Source organism: Pseudooceanicola pacificus, from assembly GCF_009789075.1.
GTDB lineage: Bacteria > Pseudomonadota > Alphaproteobacteria > Rhodobacterales > Rhodobacteraceae > Pseudooceanicola > Pseudooceanicola pacificus.
Genome location: NZ_WNXQ01000001.1, coordinates 639326 through 658022, shown reverse-complemented (window position 1 = coordinate 658022; position 18697 = coordinate 639326). Strand labels below are relative to the sequence as shown.

The 18697-nt window shown below is 66.9% G+C and carries 19 protein-coding genes; 9 read left to right on the top strand and 10 right to left on the bottom strand.

Going from position 1 to position 18697, the window contains the following annotated elements:
• Positions 1–27: 27 nt before the first annotated feature.
• From GLS40_RS02950 to GLS40_RS02925, 6 genes are all read left to right on the top strand, one after another.
• The gene (locus tag GLS40_RS02950) at positions 28–708 is read left to right on the top strand and encodes a response regulator (RefSeq protein WP_160381163.1); all 681 of its coding nucleotides are present in this window, start codon (positions 28–30) and stop codon (positions 706–708) included.
• Positions 709–755: 47 nt separating this feature from the next.
• A complete protein-coding gene (locus GLS40_RS02945; RefSeq protein WP_160381162.1) occupies positions 756–1895 on the top strand; it encodes an FIST N-terminal domain-containing protein in 1140 nt (379 codons plus the stop codon).
• Positions 1895–4108, top strand: coding sequence for a hybrid sensor histidine kinase/response regulator (locus GLS40_RS02940; protein ID WP_160381095.1), 2214 nt, complete (start codon positions 1895–1897; stop codon positions 4106–4108). Before GLS40_RS02945 ends, GLS40_RS02940 begins: the two co-directional genes overlap by 1 nt.
• Before the next feature lie 21 nt (positions 4109–4129).
• Complete coding sequence (locus GLS40_RS02935) at positions 4130–5050, top strand: NADP-dependent oxidoreductase (RefSeq protein WP_160381094.1); 921 nt, start codon at positions 4130–4132, stop codon at positions 5048–5050.
• Between the two features lie 127 nt (positions 5051–5177).
• Complete coding sequence (locus GLS40_RS02930; protein ID WP_160381093.1) at positions 5178–6653, top strand: MBOAT family O-acyltransferase; 1476 nt, start codon at positions 5178–5180, stop codon at positions 6651–6653.
• A gap of 12 nt (positions 6654–6665) precedes the next feature.
• Positions 6666–7778 (top strand): alginate O-acetyltransferase AlgX-related protein, encoded by a 1113-nt coding sequence (locus GLS40_RS02925; protein WP_160381092.1) that lies wholly within the window; start codon positions 6666–6668, stop codon positions 7776–7778.
• Here GLS40_RS02925 and GLS40_RS02920 read toward each other — a convergent pair.
• Genes GLS40_RS02920 through GLS40_RS02905 form a run of 4 tightly spaced genes read right to left on the bottom strand, consistent with a single transcriptional unit; the run spans position 7775 to position 10062 of the window.
• Positions 7775–8212, bottom strand: a complete 438-nt coding sequence (locus GLS40_RS02920) for a MarR family winged helix-turn-helix transcriptional regulator (protein WP_160381091.1) — start codon at positions 8210–8212, stop codon at positions 7775–7777. The genes GLS40_RS02925 and GLS40_RS02920 overlap by 4 nt on opposite strands.
• Positions 8209–9042, bottom strand: a complete 834-nt coding sequence (locus GLS40_RS02915) for a carbon-nitrogen hydrolase family protein (protein ID WP_160381090.1) — start codon at positions 9040–9042, stop codon at positions 8209–8211. Before GLS40_RS02915 ends, GLS40_RS02920 begins: the two co-directional genes overlap by 4 nt.
• Before the next feature lies 1 nt (position 9043).
• A complete protein-coding gene (gene grxC / locus GLS40_RS02910; RefSeq protein ID WP_160381089.1) occupies positions 9044–9301 on the bottom strand; it encodes a glutaredoxin 3 in 258 nt (85 codons plus the stop codon).
• A gap of 38 nt (positions 9302–9339) precedes the next feature.
• The gene (locus tag GLS40_RS02905; protein WP_160381088.1) at positions 9340–10062 is read right to left on the bottom strand and encodes a ComF family protein; all 723 of its coding nucleotides are present in this window, start codon (positions 10060–10062) and stop codon (positions 9340–9342) included.
• A 213-nt stretch (positions 10063–10275) separates the two neighbouring features.
• Between GLS40_RS02905 and GLS40_RS02900 the strand changes: the two genes are divergently transcribed.
• Positions 10276–10908, top strand: a complete 633-nt coding sequence (locus GLS40_RS02900) for a methyltransferase domain-containing protein (RefSeq protein WP_328598867.1) — start codon at positions 10276–10278, stop codon at positions 10906–10908.
• 50 nt (positions 10909–10958) lie between these two features.
• A complete protein-coding gene (hemH, locus tag GLS40_RS02895; RefSeq protein WP_160381086.1) occupies positions 10959–12008 on the top strand; it encodes a ferrochelatase in 1050 nt (349 codons plus the stop codon).
• Positions 12009–12090: 82 nt separating this feature from the next.
• Here hemH and GLS40_RS02890 read toward each other — a convergent pair whose 3' ends face one another.
• The gene (locus GLS40_RS02890) at positions 12091–12273 is read right to left on the bottom strand and encodes a hypothetical protein (RefSeq protein ID WP_160381085.1); all 183 of its coding nucleotides are present in this window, start codon (positions 12271–12273) and stop codon (positions 12091–12093) included.
• A 147-nt stretch (positions 12274–12420) separates the two neighbouring features.
• A complete protein-coding gene (locus tag GLS40_RS02885; protein ID WP_160381084.1) occupies positions 12421–13038 on the bottom strand; it encodes a L,D-transpeptidase in 618 nt (205 codons plus the stop codon).
• Positions 13039–13208: 170 nt separating this feature from the next.
• Between GLS40_RS02885 and dalA the strand changes: the two genes are divergently transcribed.
• Positions 13209–13721: a divisome-associated lipoprotein DalA gene (gene dalA, locus GLS40_RS02880; RefSeq protein ID WP_160381083.1), complete on the top strand. Its 513-nt coding sequence runs from the start codon at positions 13209–13211 to the stop codon at positions 13719–13721.
• Between the two features lie 86 nt (positions 13722–13807).
• On the opposite strand, the gene GLS40_RS02875 is transcribed toward dalA, so the two are convergent.
• The 4 genes from GLS40_RS02875 to GLS40_RS02860 form a co-directional block, all read right to left on the bottom strand.
• On the bottom strand, positions 13808–14299 hold the full coding sequence (locus tag GLS40_RS02875; RefSeq protein WP_160381082.1) for a L,D-transpeptidase family protein: 492 nt from the start codon (positions 14297–14299) through the stop codon (positions 13808–13810).
• A gap of 84 nt (positions 14300–14383) precedes the next feature.
• On the bottom strand, positions 14384–15607 hold the full coding sequence (locus GLS40_RS02870; RefSeq protein WP_160381081.1) for a class I SAM-dependent RNA methyltransferase: 1224 nt from the start codon (positions 15605–15607) through the stop codon (positions 14384–14386).
• A 40-nt stretch (positions 15608–15647) separates the two neighbouring features.
• A complete protein-coding gene (locus GLS40_RS02865; protein WP_160381080.1) occupies positions 15648–17483 on the bottom strand; it encodes an ABC transporter ATP-binding protein in 1836 nt (611 codons plus the stop codon).
• 67 nt (positions 17484–17550) lie between these two features.
• A complete protein-coding gene (locus GLS40_RS02860; RefSeq protein WP_160381161.1) occupies positions 17551–18645 on the bottom strand; it encodes a CCA tRNA nucleotidyltransferase in 1095 nt (364 codons plus the stop codon).
• Between the last annotated feature and the right edge of the window lie 52 nt (positions 18646–18697).

The following is an 18697-nucleotide window of genomic DNA, read 5'->3' as shown; positions in this document are numbered from 1 at the left end:
CAACCAGAGGAGGAACAGGTGACCCACATGCACGACGCCGAGGGAACTTCATTGGCTTTGGACCGGGCGCTGATCGTGGACGATCATCCCCTGTTCTGCGACGCGCTTGCGATGACCCTGCGCCATGTGGCCGGCGTGCGTGAGGTGCTGACCGCCGACTCCCTTGAGGGCGCGATGCAGGTCATCGCCAATGGCGCAGCGCCCGACGTTGTGGTGCTGGATCTGAACCTGCCGGATGTGAAGGGGCTCGACGGGCTGATCCGCCTGCGCCGCGCGGCCTCGGTTCCGGTGGTGGTGGTGTCCTCGATGACCGACAGCCGGGTGATCGGATCCGCGCTCAGGGCCGGGGCGGACGGGTTCGTGCCCAAACACAGCCAGCGCGAGGTCTTTGGCGCCGCTTTCGACGCGATCCGCGCCGGGCGCAGCTTTGCCCCCGAGGGCTACCTGCCCGACGAAAGCGCCGACATGCCGCTGGACGAGGCGATGCAGCGCCTCGGCACTCTGACCCAGCAGCAGGCCCGCATTCTCGACCTGATCTGCGCCGGCAAGCTGAACAAGCAGATCGCCTACGACCTCTCGATTGCCGAAACCACGGTCAAGGCGCATGTCACCGCCATCATGCGCAAGCTTGGGGTGCAAAGCCGGACTCAGGCCGCCCTGCTCGCGCGCGAAACCAGTTTTTCAAGCGTATTGCAAGACGGCGCCTGACCTGCCACGCTGGGCCATCGACGGAGGGAGGACCGTCAGTGACCTTCATGAATACGCCCGCCGCGCCGGGCATCGTGCGCAGTTCATCCGTCTCTCTGGGGACGGAGAGGGCGATCGAACTGTTGGCCGAAGGTCTGGGCGACGAGCTGGACGCGGTCATCCTCTTCGCTTCGCCCGATCCCGGTCTGCCCGCCCTGCTGGCCGAGGCGCAGTCGCGCTTCGCCCCCGCCCGGGTGATCGGCTGCACCACCGCCGGAGAGCTTGACGGCCACGGCTATGCCGAAGGCGAGCTGCTGGCCATCGGCCTGCCGCGCAACGCCTTCCGCAGCCGCGCCTTCCTGCTGCGCGAGATCCACAAATCTCCCGCCCCCGATCTGACGCAGCGCATCCTGCTGGCCCGTGGCGAGCTGATGCGCGAAGTGCCGGACTGGGATCACGAATTCGCCTTCCTCATGATCGACGGCATGTCACGGTCCGAGGACCAGGTCGCATCGGAACTGGCGGCGATGCTGGGCCCGGTGCCGCTGTTCGGCGGTTCTGCCGGGGATGGCGAGCGGTTCCAATGCGCCAAGGTGTTCCACGAGGGCGAAACCCATGACAGCGCCGCCGTTCTGCTGGTGGTGCGCACCCGCTGCCCGGTCAAGGTGTTCAAGACCGATCACCTTGTGCCCACCGAACACCGCATGGTCGTGACCTGTGCCAGCCCCGACACACGTGTCGTGCACCGAATCAACGACGAACCGGCGGGGCGCGAATACGCCCGGCTGCTGGGCAAGGATCCGGAACAGCTGACGACCTTCACCTTTGCCGCTCATCCGGTTGTCGTGCGGATCGGGGCGCAGCATCATGTCCGCTCGATCCAGCAGGCGCATGAGAACGGCGACCTGACCTTCTTTTCCGCCGTGGGCGAGGGTCTGGTGCTGTCGCTGGCCGAGGCGCAGGACATGGTCGACCACCTGGAAACCGAACTGGCCGCCCTGTCGGCGGACCGCGTGCCTGACACGATCCTCGCCTGCGACTGCCTGCTGCGCAAGCTGGAGGCCGAGCAGAAACAGATCAAGGGCAAGCTGTCCGAGGTGCTGGCCCGTCACCGGGTTGTCGGGTTCTCGACCTATGGCGAGCAAATGGGCTCGATGCATGTGAACCAGACCCTGACCGGGGTTGCGATCTACCCGCCCGAGGACTGATGTCGACCATCTCGCTGATCAATCCCGAGGACTCGCCCGAGCGCCAGACCGAGAAGCTGATGACGATCGCCGCCTCTCTGATGCGGCGGGTCGAGGAAGGCGGCGAAAGCACCGGGGCGGCCTATGCCCAGTTCCAGCGCGCCGCCCTGCTGGAGGAAGAGGTCCGCGCCCGGACCCGCGACCTTGAACAGGCGATGGAGCTGCTGAACACCTCGAACGCCATGCTGGCCAACGCCACGCAAGAGGCCGAGGCCGCGCGGACCAACCTGGCCAATGCGATCGAGACGGTGCAGGAGGGATTCGCGCTGTTCGACAGCAGCGAGCGGCTGGTCCTGTGCAATTCGCGTTTCGGGATGCATATGCCCGACATCCGCGACAGCCTGCAGCCCGGGCTGACCTTTCAGAGGTATGTCCATCTGATCAGCGAAAGCCTGCACCTGGCCCTGCCCGAGGGCGAGACCCCGCGCCAGTGGCGCATCCGGCGGATGGAACGGCACCGCGACGATCACGTGATCTTCAACGTGCGCATGATCTGGAACCGCTGGGTGCAGGTCAGCGAACACCGCACCGCCGATGGCGGCACCGTCATCCTGCAGACCGACGTGACCGACATCATGCGGATCGAGCGGCAGGAGCGCGAGCGCCTGCTGGACGACCAGGCCCGCCTGATCCGCGCCACGCTGGATCACCTGGATCAGGGCGTCTGCATCTTTGACGCGCATGGCCACCTGGCGGGCTGGAACCAGCGCATGGGCGATCTGCTGCACGTGCCGATCCGCCGGGTCTACCTGAATGCCGAGGCGAACGGCCTGCTCGACTGGATCGAGGGGCATTTCACCTTTCAGGGCATCTCGGCCCGCGGCGCGCGCGACTGGATCGCGCGGCGCGCGGGCCGGGACCCCATGACCTTCGAACTGCGGCGCGGGGTCGAGGTGCTGCATGTGCACGCGCAGGAGATGCCGGATGGCGGATTCGTCATCAGCTTTACCGACGTGTCGGCGGAACGTGCCGCCGTGGCCGCGATCCGCGAGGCAAACGAATCCCTTGAGGCCCGTGTCGCGGCCCGCACGCTGGAGCTGCAGGCCGCCCTTGGCGCGGCCGAACGGGCGAATGCGTCGAAATCCCGGTTTGTCGCGGCCGCCAGCCACGACCTGCTGCAACCGCTCTCCGCGGCCAAGCTGTACCTTTCGTCCATCCCCACCGATGACGGCGATCCCGTCACCCAGGAAATCCTGTCCAAGACCGGCCGCGCCCTGCAAAGTGTCGAGTCGATCCTGGACGCGCTGCTGGACATCTCGAAGCTGGATTCGGGCCTGGCCGCGGTGCATGTCGGGCCCACCCAGCTGGGCAGCATGTTCGCGCGGCTGGAGGAAGAGCTGGGCCCCGTCGCCCGCCGCAAGGGGCTGGAGCTGCGTGTCGTGCCCAGCACCGCCGTGGCCTCCAGCGACAGCACCTATCTGCGCCGTGTGCTGCAGAACCTGATCTCGAACGCGGTGCGCTACACGGCCCGGGGCAAGGTTCTGGTCGGCGCGCGGCGGCGTGGCGACACCATCCGGGTCGAGGTCTGGGACACCGGCCCGGGCATCCCCGACGACAAGCGCGACGTGATCTTCAACGAATTCCAGCGCCTGGAATCCATCGCCAGCCCGTCCGAAGGGATGGGCCTGGGTCTTGCCATCGTCGACCGCGCCTGTGCCCTGCTGGGCCATCGCCTGACCCTGGTGTCCGAGGTCGGGCGCGGCTCGGGCTTTCTGGTCGACCTGCCGTTGGCCAAGGTGCAGAAGCTGGACGAAGGCGGCCGCGCCGTGCCCTCGGATCTGGCGCAGGACCGGCTGGCGGGCCGGCTGGCCCTGCTGATCGAGAATGACGCCGACTTCCGCCAGGCCATGACCATCCTGCTGGAAAAATGGGGCGTCGATGTCTTTGCCGTCGCCACCGGGGCCGAGGCCAGCGCCCTGCTGTCCGAGGTGGGGCTGGTGCCCGACGTGATCGTCGCCGACTATCAGCTGGACGACGGGGAACGCGGCACCGATGCCGTCACCGCCCTGCGCCATACCTTTGGCCCAGTGCCGGCCTGCATCGTCAGCGCCGACCGCGGCAAGGAGCTGCAGGAGATCTGTGCCCGCAAGGACCTGCCGCTGATCTCGAAACCGATCGAACCGGGGCATCTGGCGATCAACCTGGTCGCCCTTCTCGAACGCAGCACCACCTGACCCAATGCGGAAAGCCCCGATATGAAAGCCATCCAGATCGCGCAGCATGGCGGACCCGAGGTCCTGACCCTGGTCGACCTGCCCGACCTGCCCCCCGGCCCGGGCGAGGTCGCCGTGCAGATCCGCGCCGCCAGCGTGAATGCCGCCGACTGGAAGGTCCGGCGCGGCAGCAGCACCGCCTCGGTCACCCTGCCGCATGTGCCGGGGCGCGATTTCGCGGGCACCGTTGTCGCCGTGGGCGAGGGGGCGGATCTGGCCGTGGGCACCGATGTCTTTGGCGTCTGCCCGCGCGAGACCGAGGGCGGATATGCCAGCCGCATCGTCCTGCCCGCCGATCTGGTCGCGCCGATGCCCGCCGGGTTCAGCCATGTCGAATCGGCCGCCATCGCGCTGGCCGGGCTGACCGCGATGATCTCGCTGCAGGATACGCTGCACCTGCAGGCCGGGGAAAAGATCCTGGTGCAGGGCGGTGCCGGGGGCGTTGGCGGCATGGCGGTGCAGCTGGCCCGGTACATGGGGGCGCATGTCGTGACCACCGGCCGCGCGGTCAACCGCGACTACCTGCTGGGGCTGGGCGCGCATGAGGTGCTGGATTACACCACGCAGGATATCGGCGCCGCCTTGGGCGATTGCGACGCGGCCTTTGACACGGTGGGCGCGGCGACGGTGCCCGGCAGCTTTGCCGCGCTGCGCCCCGGCGGGCGCGCGGCTTTCATCGCCAGCGGCACCGCCGCCCCGGAACCGACCCGCACCGACGTCACCGCCCTGCGCCCGGCGGTGAACCGCAGCCGCGCCCTGATGGCCCGTGTCGCCGCCCTGGCCGAATTGGGCGTGTTCAAACCGCCGGTGATCGAGACCATGCCGCTGGCCGATGCCGCCCGCGCCCATGTGGCAAGCGAGGCCGGACATGTCAGGGGCAAGCTGGTGTTGCTGCCGGATTGACATATGACCCGCGCCACGAATGGCAGGAGATCAAAACTCTTGCCCGGCACTCAGATCCCGGGCAGGAAATTCGGTGCAATGATTAGTTAATTGTTAACGCTCCACCTCGTATTAACCAATCGTCCCGATGCTCTTCAGTTCGCCAGAATTCATTTTTGTCTTCTTGCCCGCGGCCTTTGCCGTCTACTTCGCGCTTGTCCACGCCGGCCTTGATGTTGCGGGACGCGGGTGCCTCGTCATTGCCAACCTTGTCTTCTACGCCTGGTGGAACTCGGCCTACCTGCTGCTTCTGATGATTTCGGTGCTGTTCAACTATTCGCTGGGCAGCGAATTGGGGCGGATGCATCGCAAGGGCTCCATTCGGGCGGCCCGGGTGGTGTTGACCTTCGGCATTGCCGCCAACCTCGGCGCGCTCGGCTATTTCAAATATGCCGACTTCCTGATGGAGAACTACGCCACCGCAACCGGGGGCAGCCATGTCGCGCTGAACATCCTGCTGCCGCTGGCCATCAGCTTCTTCACCTTCCAGCAGATCGCCTATCTGGTCGACAGCTATCGCGGCCAGACGCTGGAATACGACCTGATGAACTATGCGCTGTTCGTCTCGTTCTTTCCGCAGCTGATCGCGGGGCCGATCGTCCACCACTCGGAAATGATGCGCCAGTTCGGCGACAGCCGGAACCACCGGATGATCCCGGGCAATATCACCGTCGGGCTGATCATCTTTGCCATCGGCCTGTTCAAGAAAGTCGCCATCGCCGACACCTTTGCCACCTGGGCCGATGCCGGGTTCGACGGGACCGGGCCGCTGGATTTCTTTGGCGCCTGGGCGGCAAGCCTGTCCTACACATTCCAGCTCTATTTCGATTTCAGCGGATATTGCGACATGGCCTATGGCGCGGCGATGCTGTTCAACATCCGCCTGCCGCTGAATTTCCTGTCGCCCTACAAGTCACTGGACATACAGGATTTCTGGCGACGCTGGCACATCACCCTTGGCCGGTTCCTGCGCGATTACGTCTACATCCCCCTCGGCGGCAACCGGGCGGGCGAGGCGCGGGTGCTAAGCAACCTGATCGTGACCTTTACCCTGGGCGGGCTGTGGCACGGGGCCAGCTGGATGTTCGTCATCTGGGGGCTGATGCATGGCGTGGCGCTGGCGGCGCACCGGGTCTGGCGCGGCGCGGGCCTGCGGATGCCGCGCCCGCTGGCCTGGCTGGTGACCTTCCTCTTCGTGAACCTCGCCTGGGTCTTCTTCCGCGCGACCGACATGGCCTCGGCCAAGCGGGTGCTCTGGGGCATGGTCGACATCGGCTCGATCCGGCGGACCACGCTCGACAGCCTGCCGACAGAGAGCCTGGCCTGGGCGGGCAAGGGGATGGACTGGCTGCTGGCCGTGTCGCCGCCCGCGCTGGCGGTGCAGGCGCCGGTCTATGCGGCGCTTCTGCTGGGCTTTGCGCTGATCGCCTGCCGCAACCCCTACCAGTTCGTGACCGATCATCCGAGCAACGCGATGACCCTGGGCGCGGGGCTGCTCTTTGCCATCGGGATCTACGTGATGCTGGGATCGACCAGCACCGTGTTCCTCTACTTCAACTTCTGACGGGGCGGGGCGATGCGACAGGTGGGTCTGTTCCTTGTGACGGCGCTGATCGGAATCGCGGCCCTGCCCGCGGCCAACCTGGTAAGATGGCTGAACGGCAACGAGGACGCCGGCCGGGCCATGGCCGAGCACGATTTTTTCAACCTCGATCTGCCGCTTGCGATGTTGAGCGCTGTGGTCAGCCCGCTGGGCATCAGCGTCGATCCCGGTCAGGTCGTGATCGGCCATGACGGATGGCTGTACCTGGGCAATCACTATGACGAATCGCTGCACCGCCGCCGTATCGGCGGGTACGACGTCGACGATCAGCTCGCCGCAGCCACCGTCGACAAGCTGGTCGGCTGGCGGGCCTGGCTGCTGGCACAGGGGGTCGCCGACTTTCGCGTGCTGATCGGCCCGAACAAGAGCACGCAGTACCCCGATCACATGCCGGTCTGGGTGGACCCGCGACCGGGCACCCCGCTCGACCGGATCATGGCCGTTCCCGGGGCCGGATCCCTGATCACCGATCCGCGCGCGGCGCTGACCCGCCAGGATGTCGTGCCGGGGGCCGAGCTCTATTTTCGCACCGATACCCACTGGAACACCTTCGCCGGGGCGATCGCCGCGCGGGACTGGCTGGGCACGGTCGACCTGCGGGGCCAGCGGCTGACGCTGCCCGGCATCCGCGATCCCCTGGTCGTCCGGCGCGCGGCCGGTGACCTGTCAGAGTTCCTGCGCCTGACTGCCGTGATGAAGGACCGGGACATTGATTATGCCTTCGACTCGCCCGTGCCGATCGAGACGGTGCGCACGCTGGTCGAAACCGCGCAGGAGGTCGGACGCGGCGGCAACCCCGAAATCCCGAACCAGATGCGGCCCCTGATGGTAACCAGCCCGAACGCCGCCAACCGGCTCAAGGTGCTGTGGATCCGCGACAGTTTCGGCACTGCCGTCTCGAAATACATGGCCGGGACATTCACCGACGTGATCCATGTCCACTATGACACGGCCTTTGCCAGCGACGGCCAGATGCTGCGCGACCTCACCCGTGACTGGCAGCCCGACCTGGTGCTGCTGACGGTGGTGGAACGCCGCTCCATCGCGCCCTTTCTGGGCCCCGCGCCACGGGTGCCGGGCGGCTAGTCCTCTTCCAGCTTGGTCCGCAGCTCGCGCAGGATTGGCAGGGCGGCGCGGACCTTCTCCTCGCCCATCTCGGCCACGAGGTCACGCACCATGGGCATGATCCCGTTCAGCGCGGTATCGCGCGCCAGGCGCCCGGCGGGAGAAATCGCCACCATCTTGCGCCGCGCGTCGTCCCAGTCGGGGCGGATGTGCACGTGGCCGGCCCATTCCAGCTTGGTCAGCGTATTGGTCATCGCGCCGCGCGTGACATGAAACGCCTTGGCCAGCTGCGCCGGAGACCGTTCCCCCGCCCGGGCCAGATGGTTCAGCACCGAGAAATGCGAAATCTCCATCCCCTTGGGCAGCACCTTTCCCAGCCGGTTGCGCACCAGCTGGTCCGAGGTCAGGATCTCGCTGAACAGCGTGACCGCAAGGGAATGGGCGGATTCGGTCATATGTCCAGCGCAAACGGCCGGTCGTGATCCAGCGACGGCACCTTTCCCCGGGCCGAGGTCACGGCTGACATGTCGACATCGACCATGCCGATGCCCGGCTCTGTCCCCATATCCAGCACCACCTCGCCCCAGGGCGCGATGGCCAGGGAATGCCCGTGGGTGCTGCGCGCGCGGCCCCGGCTGGCCGCATGGGTGCCGGTCTGCGCGGGCGCCAGGACCCAGCAGCCGGTCTCGATCGCCCGGGCGCGCAGCAGGCTTTCCCAATGCGCGGCACCCGTAACCGGAGAGAACGCGGCGGGACAGGTCAGCACCTGCGCCCCGGCCTGCGCCAGCGTGCGATGCAGTTTCGGGAACCGCACGTCGTAGCAGACCGTCAGCCCGATCCGGGCAAACCCGGCATCGGCCACCACCGCGCGTTCCCCCGGGCGATAGCCGGCGGATTCGCGATAGGTCTCGGTCTCGCTGACCTGAACGTCGAACATGTGGATCTTGTCGTACCAGGCGACCTGCGTGCCCTCGGGCGAAAACAGGAAGGACCGGTTGGCAAAGCGCCCGTCCGCATCGGTCGTCTTGACGCCGAGAGAGCCGATCAGCAGCCATATCCCCAGCTCTTGGCAGAGGGCGGGCATGGCGGCAAGGAACGGGTCGTCTTTGGGCATCCGCAGCACCTCTTCCTGCCGGGTGCGGCTGGCCGAGACGCAGTTCGTGACCTCGGGCGTCAGGACAAAGCCCGCGCCCTGCGCAACAGCCTCGCGGATCATCGCAGATACGGTGGCGAGGTTTTCGGCCGGGTCGTCCGACGAGGTGATCTGCAGCAGCGCCGTTTTCATCTCAACCGGCCAGCAGCGGGTCAAGCTTGCCGGCGTTTTCCAGCGCGTAAAGGTCGTCGCACCCGCCCACATGGGTCTCGCCGACAAAGATCTGCGGAACCGTGTGGCGGCCATTGGCGCGCTGGATCATCTCGCCCTTGCGGGACGGATCGCGCAGAACGTCGATCTCGTTGAAGGCGATGCCCTTGTCGTTCAGCAGTCGTTTCGCGGCGTGGCAAAAGCCGCAGAGCGGCGAGGTATAGATATCGACAGGCTGCATATGCCCAACTCCCACGAAAACCGGATCTTTCGCAGAACTTATGCGCCTTTTACCGCACGCGCCAGTGTGACAACCGAAACATCCGCCGCGCCGGCCTCCAGACAGGCGATGGATGCCGCTGTCAGCGTCGCGCCCGAGGTCATCACATCGTCGACCAGCAGCACATGCCGCCCCTCGACCGACTCGCGCCGCCGGATCGGCACGGCAATCGCCCGGTCCAGCGCGGCAAAGCGCTGCGCCACGCCCTTGCCGTCCAGCATCGCGGTGCGGCGGGTGCGCACCAGCAGGTCGGGGATGAACTCCAGCTCCAGCATGTCGGAGAGCGCGCGGCCGATCAGCGCCGACTGGTTGTAGCGCCGTTTCAGCAGGCGCCAGCGGTGCAGCGGCACGGGCGACACCAGCATGTCGCGGGTGTTCACATCGGCCAGCGCCAGCCGCATCCAATGCGCGGCAGGGGTCGCGATATCCTGCCGGTCGCCATGTTTCAGGCCCAGGACCATGCGCCGGGCGGTGCCGTCATAGACCATCGCCGCACGCCCCTGCCGCCAGGGCCGGGCATAACGCAGGCATTCGTCGCAATGGGCGACCTCGCCGGGCGCGCCGCCCGGCAGGGGCAGGCCGCAGAGGTCGCAGACCAGCCCGGTGGCAAAGGGCGTGTCGCGCCAGCAGGGACCGCAAAGGCCGAAATCGCTCTGGACTTCGTCCCCGCAGGTGAGGCAACGGGGCGGGTAGACAAGATGCAGCGCAGTTTGAATGTTCAACGCCGAATTCCTAATCTCTGACCCATGACCACGCCCCGCCTCTCGGACCCCATCGCCCTCATCCGCAACCGGGCCCGTGTGCAATCGGGCGCATTCTTCCTGCACGACTCGGCCTTGGATGAAATCGAGGCTCGCCTCGGAATGGTTAACAGAGTCTTTACGGAGCCCCTCTTGGTCGGGCCATTCCCGGAAAGATGGAGCCAAAACCTCTCTTTGCCCGGTCTCAGGGCAATTCCCGACACCGACACGCTGGACGTGCAACCCGGCGCGCATGATCTGGTGATCCACGCCATGGGCCTGCACTGGGCCTCGGACCCGGTGGGCCAGCTGATCCAGTGCCGCCGCGCGCTGCGCCCCGACGGGTTCCTGCTGGCCTGCCTCTTCGGCGGGCAGACCCTGCACGAGCTGCGCACCGCCCTGGCCGAGGCCGAGGCGCAGGTGACCGGCGGCCTGTCCCCCCGCATCGCCCCGATGGCCGAGATCCGCGACCTGGGCGCCCTGCTGCAGCGCGCCGGGCTGGCCCTGCCGGTGGCCGACTCGCTGAAGCTGACCGTGACCTATCCGGACATGACCGCCCTGATGCACGACCTGCGCCACATGGGCGAGGGCAATGCCCTGGCCCACCGGCTGCGCCATCCGACCCGGCGCGCGGTCTTTGAGCGGGCCGCCGCGATCTATGCCGCCGAACATGCCCTGCCCGACGGCCGCCTGCCCGCGACGTTCGAAATCATCTTCCTGACCGGCTGGGCGCCCGATGAAACCCAGCCGCAGCCGCTGCGCCCCGGCTCCGCGACACAACGTCTGGCCGATGCCCTGGGCACACGGGAAACGCCGCTCAAGGATTGACCCCTGCGGCAAACCCTCTATCTCCGGCCCGGACGACAGAGGGACAAGCCATGACAGACGCCATCCGCCCGACCCACTCCGCAGCCGACCATCCCGCCATTCCGCGCGAAAAGGTCGGGGTCCTGATCGCCAACCTGGGCACGCCCGACAGCACCGGTTACTGGGACATGCGGCGCTACCTGGGGGAGTTCCTGTCGGACAAGCGGGTGATCGACTACCCGGCGTGGAAATGGCAGCCGATCCTGCAGACGGTGATCCTGGGCAAGCGCCCCTTCACCAGCGGCAAGGCCTATCGCAGCATCTGGAACACCGAGGCGGACGAAAGCCCCCTGTTGACCATCACCAAGCAGCAGCACGCCAAATTGACGGCGGTTCTGGCCGAGCGGTACGGCGACAACGTCATGGTCGATTACTGCATGCGCTACGGCAACCCGTCGACCGCGTCCCGCGTCAAGGCGATGGTGCAGGCGGGATGCACCCGCATCCTGTTCTGCCCGCTGTATCCGCAATATGCCGGGGCCACGACCGCCACGGCCAACGACCAGTTCTTTCGCGCGCTGATGCAGGAAACCTGGCAGCCCGCGACCCGGACGCTGCCGCCCTATTTCGACACGCCCGACTATATCGGCGCGCTGGCGGAGTCGGTCACCCGGGCCTATGCCAAACTGGAGCACGAGCCGGATATCCTGGTCTGCTCCTACCACGGCCTGCCCAAGCGCTACCTGATGCAGGGCGACCCGTACCATTGCCAGTGCCAGAAGACGACGCGCCTGCTCAAGGAGCGCCTGGCCCTGCCCGACGATCGCATCATGACCACATTCCAGAGCCGGTTCGGCCCCGAGGAATGGCTGCAGCCCTACACGGTCGAAGAGGTCGCGCGCCTGGCCCAGGCGGGCAGGAAACGGATCGCGATCATGGCGCCGGCGTTTTCCGCCGACTGCATCGAGACGCTGGAAGAGATCAACGAAGAGATTCGCGAAAGCTTCCTGCACGCCGGTGGCGAAAGCTTTACCTACATCCCCTGCCTGAACGACGACGACGCCCATATCGCCGCGCTGGCCGGGCAGATCGAGTCGAATCTGGCCGGATGGCTTGCCTGATCGCCGAGTCCTCGGCCAGGCATCGGGACAAACAAAAAAGGCGGTGTCTCCACCGCCTTTTTCAAGTCTTTCAGGTCGACCCTTAGGAGGATGCGACGGCCGCTGCAACCAGTGCGAGCAGGATCAGGGGAACCAGAACGCCCGAGGACGAGCTGGTGGTTTCTTCCACGATGACCGGTGCTTCGATGATCGGCTCTGCCATCGAACCCGCGGTTGCGGTCGAAGCAGCGCCTGCCAGTGCAGCAGCGAGAACGAGTTTCTTCATAGTATCCTCCAGATATTCGCCCATCGTCCTCAACAGGTTAAAGGACGAGAGCACCCAAGACTTACCTCGTAACTCGTTCTAAGCAACAATTCGCGGTGATTGCAAACCCAACTTGACGGACACGGCCCGCTGCCGGACCGAATGTCGTCAAATTAGCAACACCTGTGTGCCCACTTTGGTCAGGCCGAAAAGCTCGGCGATATGCTCGTTATAGAGCCCGATACAGCCGTTGGAGGACCGGCGCCCGATCTTGCGCGTATCGTGGGTGCCGTGGATACGGTAATAGGTCCAGCTCAGGTAAAGAGCGTGGGTTCCCAGCGGGTTATCCGGACCGGGGCCGACATAGTCGGGCCACTCGGGGTTGCGCTCTTTCATCGACGGGGTGGGGCGCCATTCCGGGCCGACCACCTTGCGCACAATTTCCGTGCGCCCGCGGCGGGTCAGTTCTTCGGTCAGGGGAACCGAGGTCGGGTAGAGCTTGTAGACCGACTTGTCCTCTGACCAGAAGTGCAGCGCCCGCGAGGTCGTATCGACCAAGATCGCGCCGTTCACGGTATTGGAAAAATACGGCTGCCAGTCCAGCGACCGGAAGGACGAGATGTTGCGGCGCACGGACTCGGTGATGTCGCGTTCGGTCTCGGTCGAATTCTCGAACGGCGCGGCGTAATTGTTGGTGGCCTGGGCCAGGGCGGGGCTGGCAAGGAGCGCGGCTCCGCCTGCCAGGAAAGCCCGGCGGCTACCTGTTTCGATCAGTTTCTTTGTCATGGATCGCTCCTCGAACCTGAATTTATCAGATCTTCACACAGGGTAGGACTCTGCGGACCCGCCCGCAATGCAAACAAGTGTCATTTCGGCATCTAACGCTGTTGTGGGTTTGTCAAGCCACGCCACCCGCGCTAAGTCGGGTTCAACAAACAAATTCAACCGGGTGTTCCATGCGTTTCCTGATCTTTCTTGTCGCAGCCGTCATGACTCTGGCCTCCTGTGCGACCCAGCCGGACGGGCCTCGGCTGGGCTCGGATGGCAAACCCCTGCCGAAACTCTACCGCATCCGCGCGGCGGACGAGGGGCGCATCCAGTACGAGATGCTCGATTCGGTGAACGCCCTGCGTCAGGCCGCGGGCGCCGCCCCGGTGCAGCTGAACGCCCAGCTCAACGCCGCCTCGGCCACCCATTCGCGCGACATGTCGAACCAGAACCGGCCCTGGCATTTCGGCTCGGACGGCTCCTCGCCGATCGACCGGGTGCGCCGCGTGGGCTACACCGGCATGATGCTGGGCGAGAACATCTCGGAAACCTATGAATCCGAGCTCGAGACCCTGTCAGCCTGGATGGAACAGCCCGACACGCGCGACGTGATCCTCGACAGGCGCGCGCTGAACATGGGTTTTGCCTGGTATCAGGAAAGCAACGGCAAGATCTGGTGGACCCTGATCATGGGCGGCTGAACCGGCCAAGCCCTTGAAAAACCAGACGCCGCGGATCGCTCCGCGGCGTTTTTGTTTCCGGGTCCCGGCTCCGGGTTACGGGCCGATCAGGGATAGATCGAGATCGGCGTGCCGTCGCGGACCATGGCGTAGATCTGTTCGATCTCCTTGTCCGTCACCGCGATGCAGCCCGCCGTCCAGTCGCGCACCCCGTTGCGGTACTTCTTGGGCCGCCCGTGGATGAAGATGTCGCCGCCCGGGCTCTTGCCCTGGCTCGACGCGAATTCGCGGTCGGCCTGGTTGGGATAGGAAATCCCGACGGACAGATGGAACTGAGAATTCGGATTGCGCCGGTCGATGACATATTCGCCCTCGGGCGTGCGGCCATCGCCTTCGAACTGCTTGTGCCCTGAGGGCGCAAAGCCAAGGCCGAAATCATAGGCCTCCAGCACCGTGTTGTGGTGCATCAGGTACAGCTTGCGCTGTTCCTTGAAGACATAGACCCGCGTCACCTCGGGCCCGTTGTAGGTCTTGAATTTGGAACACGCCACGACCGACAGGCCGAGCGTGAGAATCAGGATGAGTCGTACGAAACGCATTGCACTGCCCCTTGCGTCCTTTTTTGCCCAGTTTTATCGAAAAACGGGCGATCTGCACAGGGCTTTCCCGGGGATCCCGCCCGCTCACGCGGATGTGAGCGTGAATCCCGCCACCAACTCCACATGAGTCGACCAGCGGAACTGGTCCACAACCGTGACCGGACCCATGCTGTAGCCCGCACCGATCAACTGCTCGGCCTCGCGGGCAAAGGTCACCGGGTTGCACGAGACATGGGCGATCACCGGCACCCGCGCCCGTGCCAGCTGGGCGACCTGCGCCTCGGCCCCGGCGCGCGGCGGGTCGATGACCACGCCGTCGAACCTCTTGAGATCCTCGGCGATCAGCGGGTTGCGGAACAGGTCGCGCGCCTCATGTGTCACCCGCTTCAGCCCGCGCGCCTGCCGCCAGCCCCGGTCCAGCGCGGCAACCATCGCGGCGCTGCCTTCGACGGCATGCACCTCGGCCCGTTCCGCCAGCGGCAGGGCAAAGGTGCCGCATCCGGCAAAGAGATCAGCCACCCGGCCACAGCCCGCCAGGATCGTCTGCACCTCGGCCAGCAGCGCGGCCTCGCCCTCTCGTGTGGCCTGCAGAAAGGCACCCGGCGGCGGAACGACCCGGGCGGCGCCAAAAACCTGCTCGGGCGGCTGTCGCGTGGCAACCAGCTCGCCGTCCCAGCCCAGCCGGGCCAGCTGCCAGCGTTCGGCGATCTGCGCCAGGGACAAGCGCAGCGGCCCGTCCAGCGGCTTGCCCCCCGACACTTCGACATCCAGCCCCGCCTGCGACACGGTGGCCAGCACCGACAATTCGCCCTTGCGGCTGCCGCCTTCGATCGCCAGCGCCTCGGCCAGGCCCACGGCCGGCATCAGCGCCGGGTCCAGCAGCTTGCAATCCGGTATCTCGACGATGCTGCCCGAGGCGCGCCCGTGGAACCCGGCCAGCGCACCCTTCTTGGTGCGGCGGGCGGACAGCCCGGCCCGGCGTCGCGACTGCGGCGGAGAGGTCTGAATCGACCCTATCCCGGCTGAAATCCCCCGGGCCGACAGCGCGTGCAGAACCAGCCCGGCCTTCCACTCCGCCACCAGCGGGTCGGCCGCATGCTGCAGCGCGCAGCCCCCGCAGGAGCGGAAGTGCCGGCAGGGCGGCGCCACCCGGTCGGGCGAGGGGGTGACGATCTTCACCTCCTCCAGCCGGTCGCCGTCCACCCGTCCGGTGACCTCTTCCCCCGGCAGGGTCATGGCGGCGTAGAGGGGCCCGGCGGCGATGCCGTCCCCCTGCTGGCCAAGGCGCTGGATCAGAAAGCTTTGCATACCGTCGCGATAGCGAATGGCGCGCCGCGCGTCGAGGGGATTACTCGGCCGCGTCCTGCGCGCCCAGGAACCCGCCCGACTGGCGCGCCCAGTAGCGGGCATAAAGCCCGTCCGCCGCCAGCAGCTCGTCATGGGTGCCGATCTCGGCGATCTGGCCCCGGTCCAGCACCACGATGCGGTCCATGTGGCTGATGGTCGACAGGCGGTGCGCCACGGCCAGGACCGTCTTGCCCTGCATCACCCGCTCCAGCGCGCCCTGGATCGCGGCCTCGACCTCGCTGTCCAGCGCGCTGGTCGCCTCGTCCAGCACCAGGATCGGCGCGTCCTTGAGTATCGCGCGCGCCAGGGCGATGCGCTGACGCTGCCCGCCGGACAGTTTCACCCCGCGCTCCCCCAGCCGCGCCTCGTAGCCCTCGCGTCCGGTGTGGTCGACCAGGTCGCCGATGAACTCATGCGCCTCGGCCTTGGAGGCGGCGGCGTGCAGGTCGGCCTCGCCCGCGTCGGGATTGCCGTACAGGATGTTGTCGCGGGCCGAGCGGTTGAACATCGCGGTTTCCTGCGTGACCATGCCGATCTGCCGCCTGAGCGAAATCTGCGTCACGTCGCGGATGTCCTGCCCGTCAATCAGGATTCGACCCTGTTCCGGGTCATAGAGCCTGAGCAACAGCCCCACGAGCGTCGATTTCCCGGCCCCCGACGCACCGACGATCCCCAGCTTTTCGCCCGGGGCGATGTCCAGCCGGATGCCCTGCACGCCACCTTTTTCACGCCCGTAGGCAAAGCCCACATTGTCGAAGGTCACGCGCCCGTTCGGCACCGACAGCTGCCCGGCGCGGGGCTCGTCCTCCAGCCGCACGGGGCGGGCGAGGGTCCGCATGCCGTCCTCGATCTCGCCCACATTGGCATAGATCGTCATCAGCGAGAAACTGACCCATCCGGTCATCTGCGCCACCCGCATCGCGATGGTGCCCGCCGCAACGGCATCGCCGATGGTCGACAGGCCCTGCGTCCACAGCCACAGCGCGCCGCCCACCAGCAGAACCGGCAGCGTGCCGGCCAGCGCGTTCAGGATCACGCGAAAGGCCGAAGCCATGTAGCCGAATTCCAGCACCCGCCCGCGAAAGCTGCGCATGGCGCCCAGGGCGGCCCGGTCCTCATGATCGTCATGGGCGAAAAGCTTGACCGTCTTGATGTTGGTGATCGTGTCGACGATCTGCCCGGTGACCATCGCCCGCGCCGCCGCGCGGTTCGCGGCCCGCACCCGGATGCGCGGCAGAAAATAGCGGATCAGGGCGAAATAGAGACAGAGCCAGAGCAGAAAGCCGACCGCGAGCCGCCAGTTGATCCCCGCCATCAGCGCCACCGCCCCGGCCAGCGAGGCGAGGGCAAAGGCGACCACGTTGATCATCTCGACCGTGACATCGGTCATCGCGCGCGCGGCCTGCATCTGTTTCTGCGCGATCCGGCCGGCGAAGTCGTTGTCGAAGAAGACAACCGACTGGCCCAGCGTCCAGCGGTGCAGCCGCGCCAGCACCATCGCGTCGACATTGGGCGCAACCACGATCGAGTTCGAGGCCGAGGACAGGCCGAAGAGGATCGGCCGCAGCACGAGGAAGAAGCCCACAGCGCCCAGCAACAGGCCCAGGTTGGCAGGCGTCAGGAAATTTTCGGCGCCGCTGGTGGTCGCCGTGTCGATCACGCGGCCAAGGATATAGGCCGTGCCCGCCTCCATCCCGCCGGCCAGGGCGGAAAAGACCGCCGCCAGGATCAGCGCCGGGAACGCACCGCGCAGGGCCCAGCGCATGAAGGGCAGCAGGGTTGTGGGGGGCGGGCCCTCGGCGGGGCGGAATGCGTCGATCAGGCGGTCAGGCCGCATCTGCGATCTCCCTTGTTGCGGGGGATACTGGGCCTTGGCCGGGCGCGGTCAAGCCGCAAAGCGCGGCTCAGCCCAGCAGGTCGTCGCGTGTCAGGGCAAAGCCCGATGCGATCCAGCGATTTTCCAGCTCTGCCAGCCGCGCGCCCAGGGCCGGGCCGCTGTAGCCGGGCATCAGATCGGCGGCGCGCACCGGGAACTGCTGCCCCGCAGCAGCGCGCGCGGTGTCCAGCGCGCCCTCGGCCAGCTCCTGCCCCGCCAGCGCGGCCTGCAGCAACAGGGTGCTGGCGGCCCGCTCAGCACCCAGCCTGTACCCGGCCTCGGCAGGCGGCATCATCGCGGCAAAAGCGTCTCTGATCCGGCCCAACTCGGCGCTTTCGGCCCGGCTGAGTCGGAGCGCATCCTGCACATCTGCCCCACCCAGGGCGGCGAGGCGCCGGATCGGGTCCGGCGCGACCCCGGCCTGAGCCTCCAGGTGCACCAGTGGGGCCAGCATCCGGTCGTCGGCCCCCGGCAGCGTCACCGCCAGCACGCCCGTCGCCCGCATCGCCGCGACAGAGGGCGCGGGATCGGGCGCCCTCAGCAACTTGATCACCTCGGCCCCTACCCTTTCGCGTGACAGGGTCTGAATGCCCTCGGCCAGGTCGGCAATCGCGGCCAGCGCCTCGGCATCCATCCCGGCGGCGGCATCGCCATACCAGGCATGGAAGCGAAAGAACCGCAGGATCCGCAGGTAATCCTCGCGGATGCGGCGGGCCGGGTCCTTGATGAAACGCAGCCGCCGGGCCAGCAGGTCGGGCATGCCGCCCAGCGGATCCAGCACCGTGCCATCGGGCCGGGCATAGAGCGCGTTCATGGTGAAATCGCGCCGCCGGGCGTCATCCTCCACCCGGTCGGCAAAGGCGACAACCGCGCGGCGTCCGTCGGTTTCGACATCCTTGCGGAAGGTGGTGATCTCGTGCGGAATGTGACCCGAAACAACCGTGATCGTGCCATGTTCGATACCCGTCGGCACCGGCTTCAGCCCCGCGCGACCGGCAAGGGAGACCACGGTTTCCGGCCGCGCATCGGTGGAGATGTCGATATCCCTGACCTCGCGTCCCAGCAGGGCGTCGCGCACACAGCCGCCGACGAACAGCGCCTGATGCCCGGCCTCGGTCAACATGGCGCAGACGGCCTGGGTTTCGGGCCGTTCCAGCCAGGAGCCGGAGAGCCGG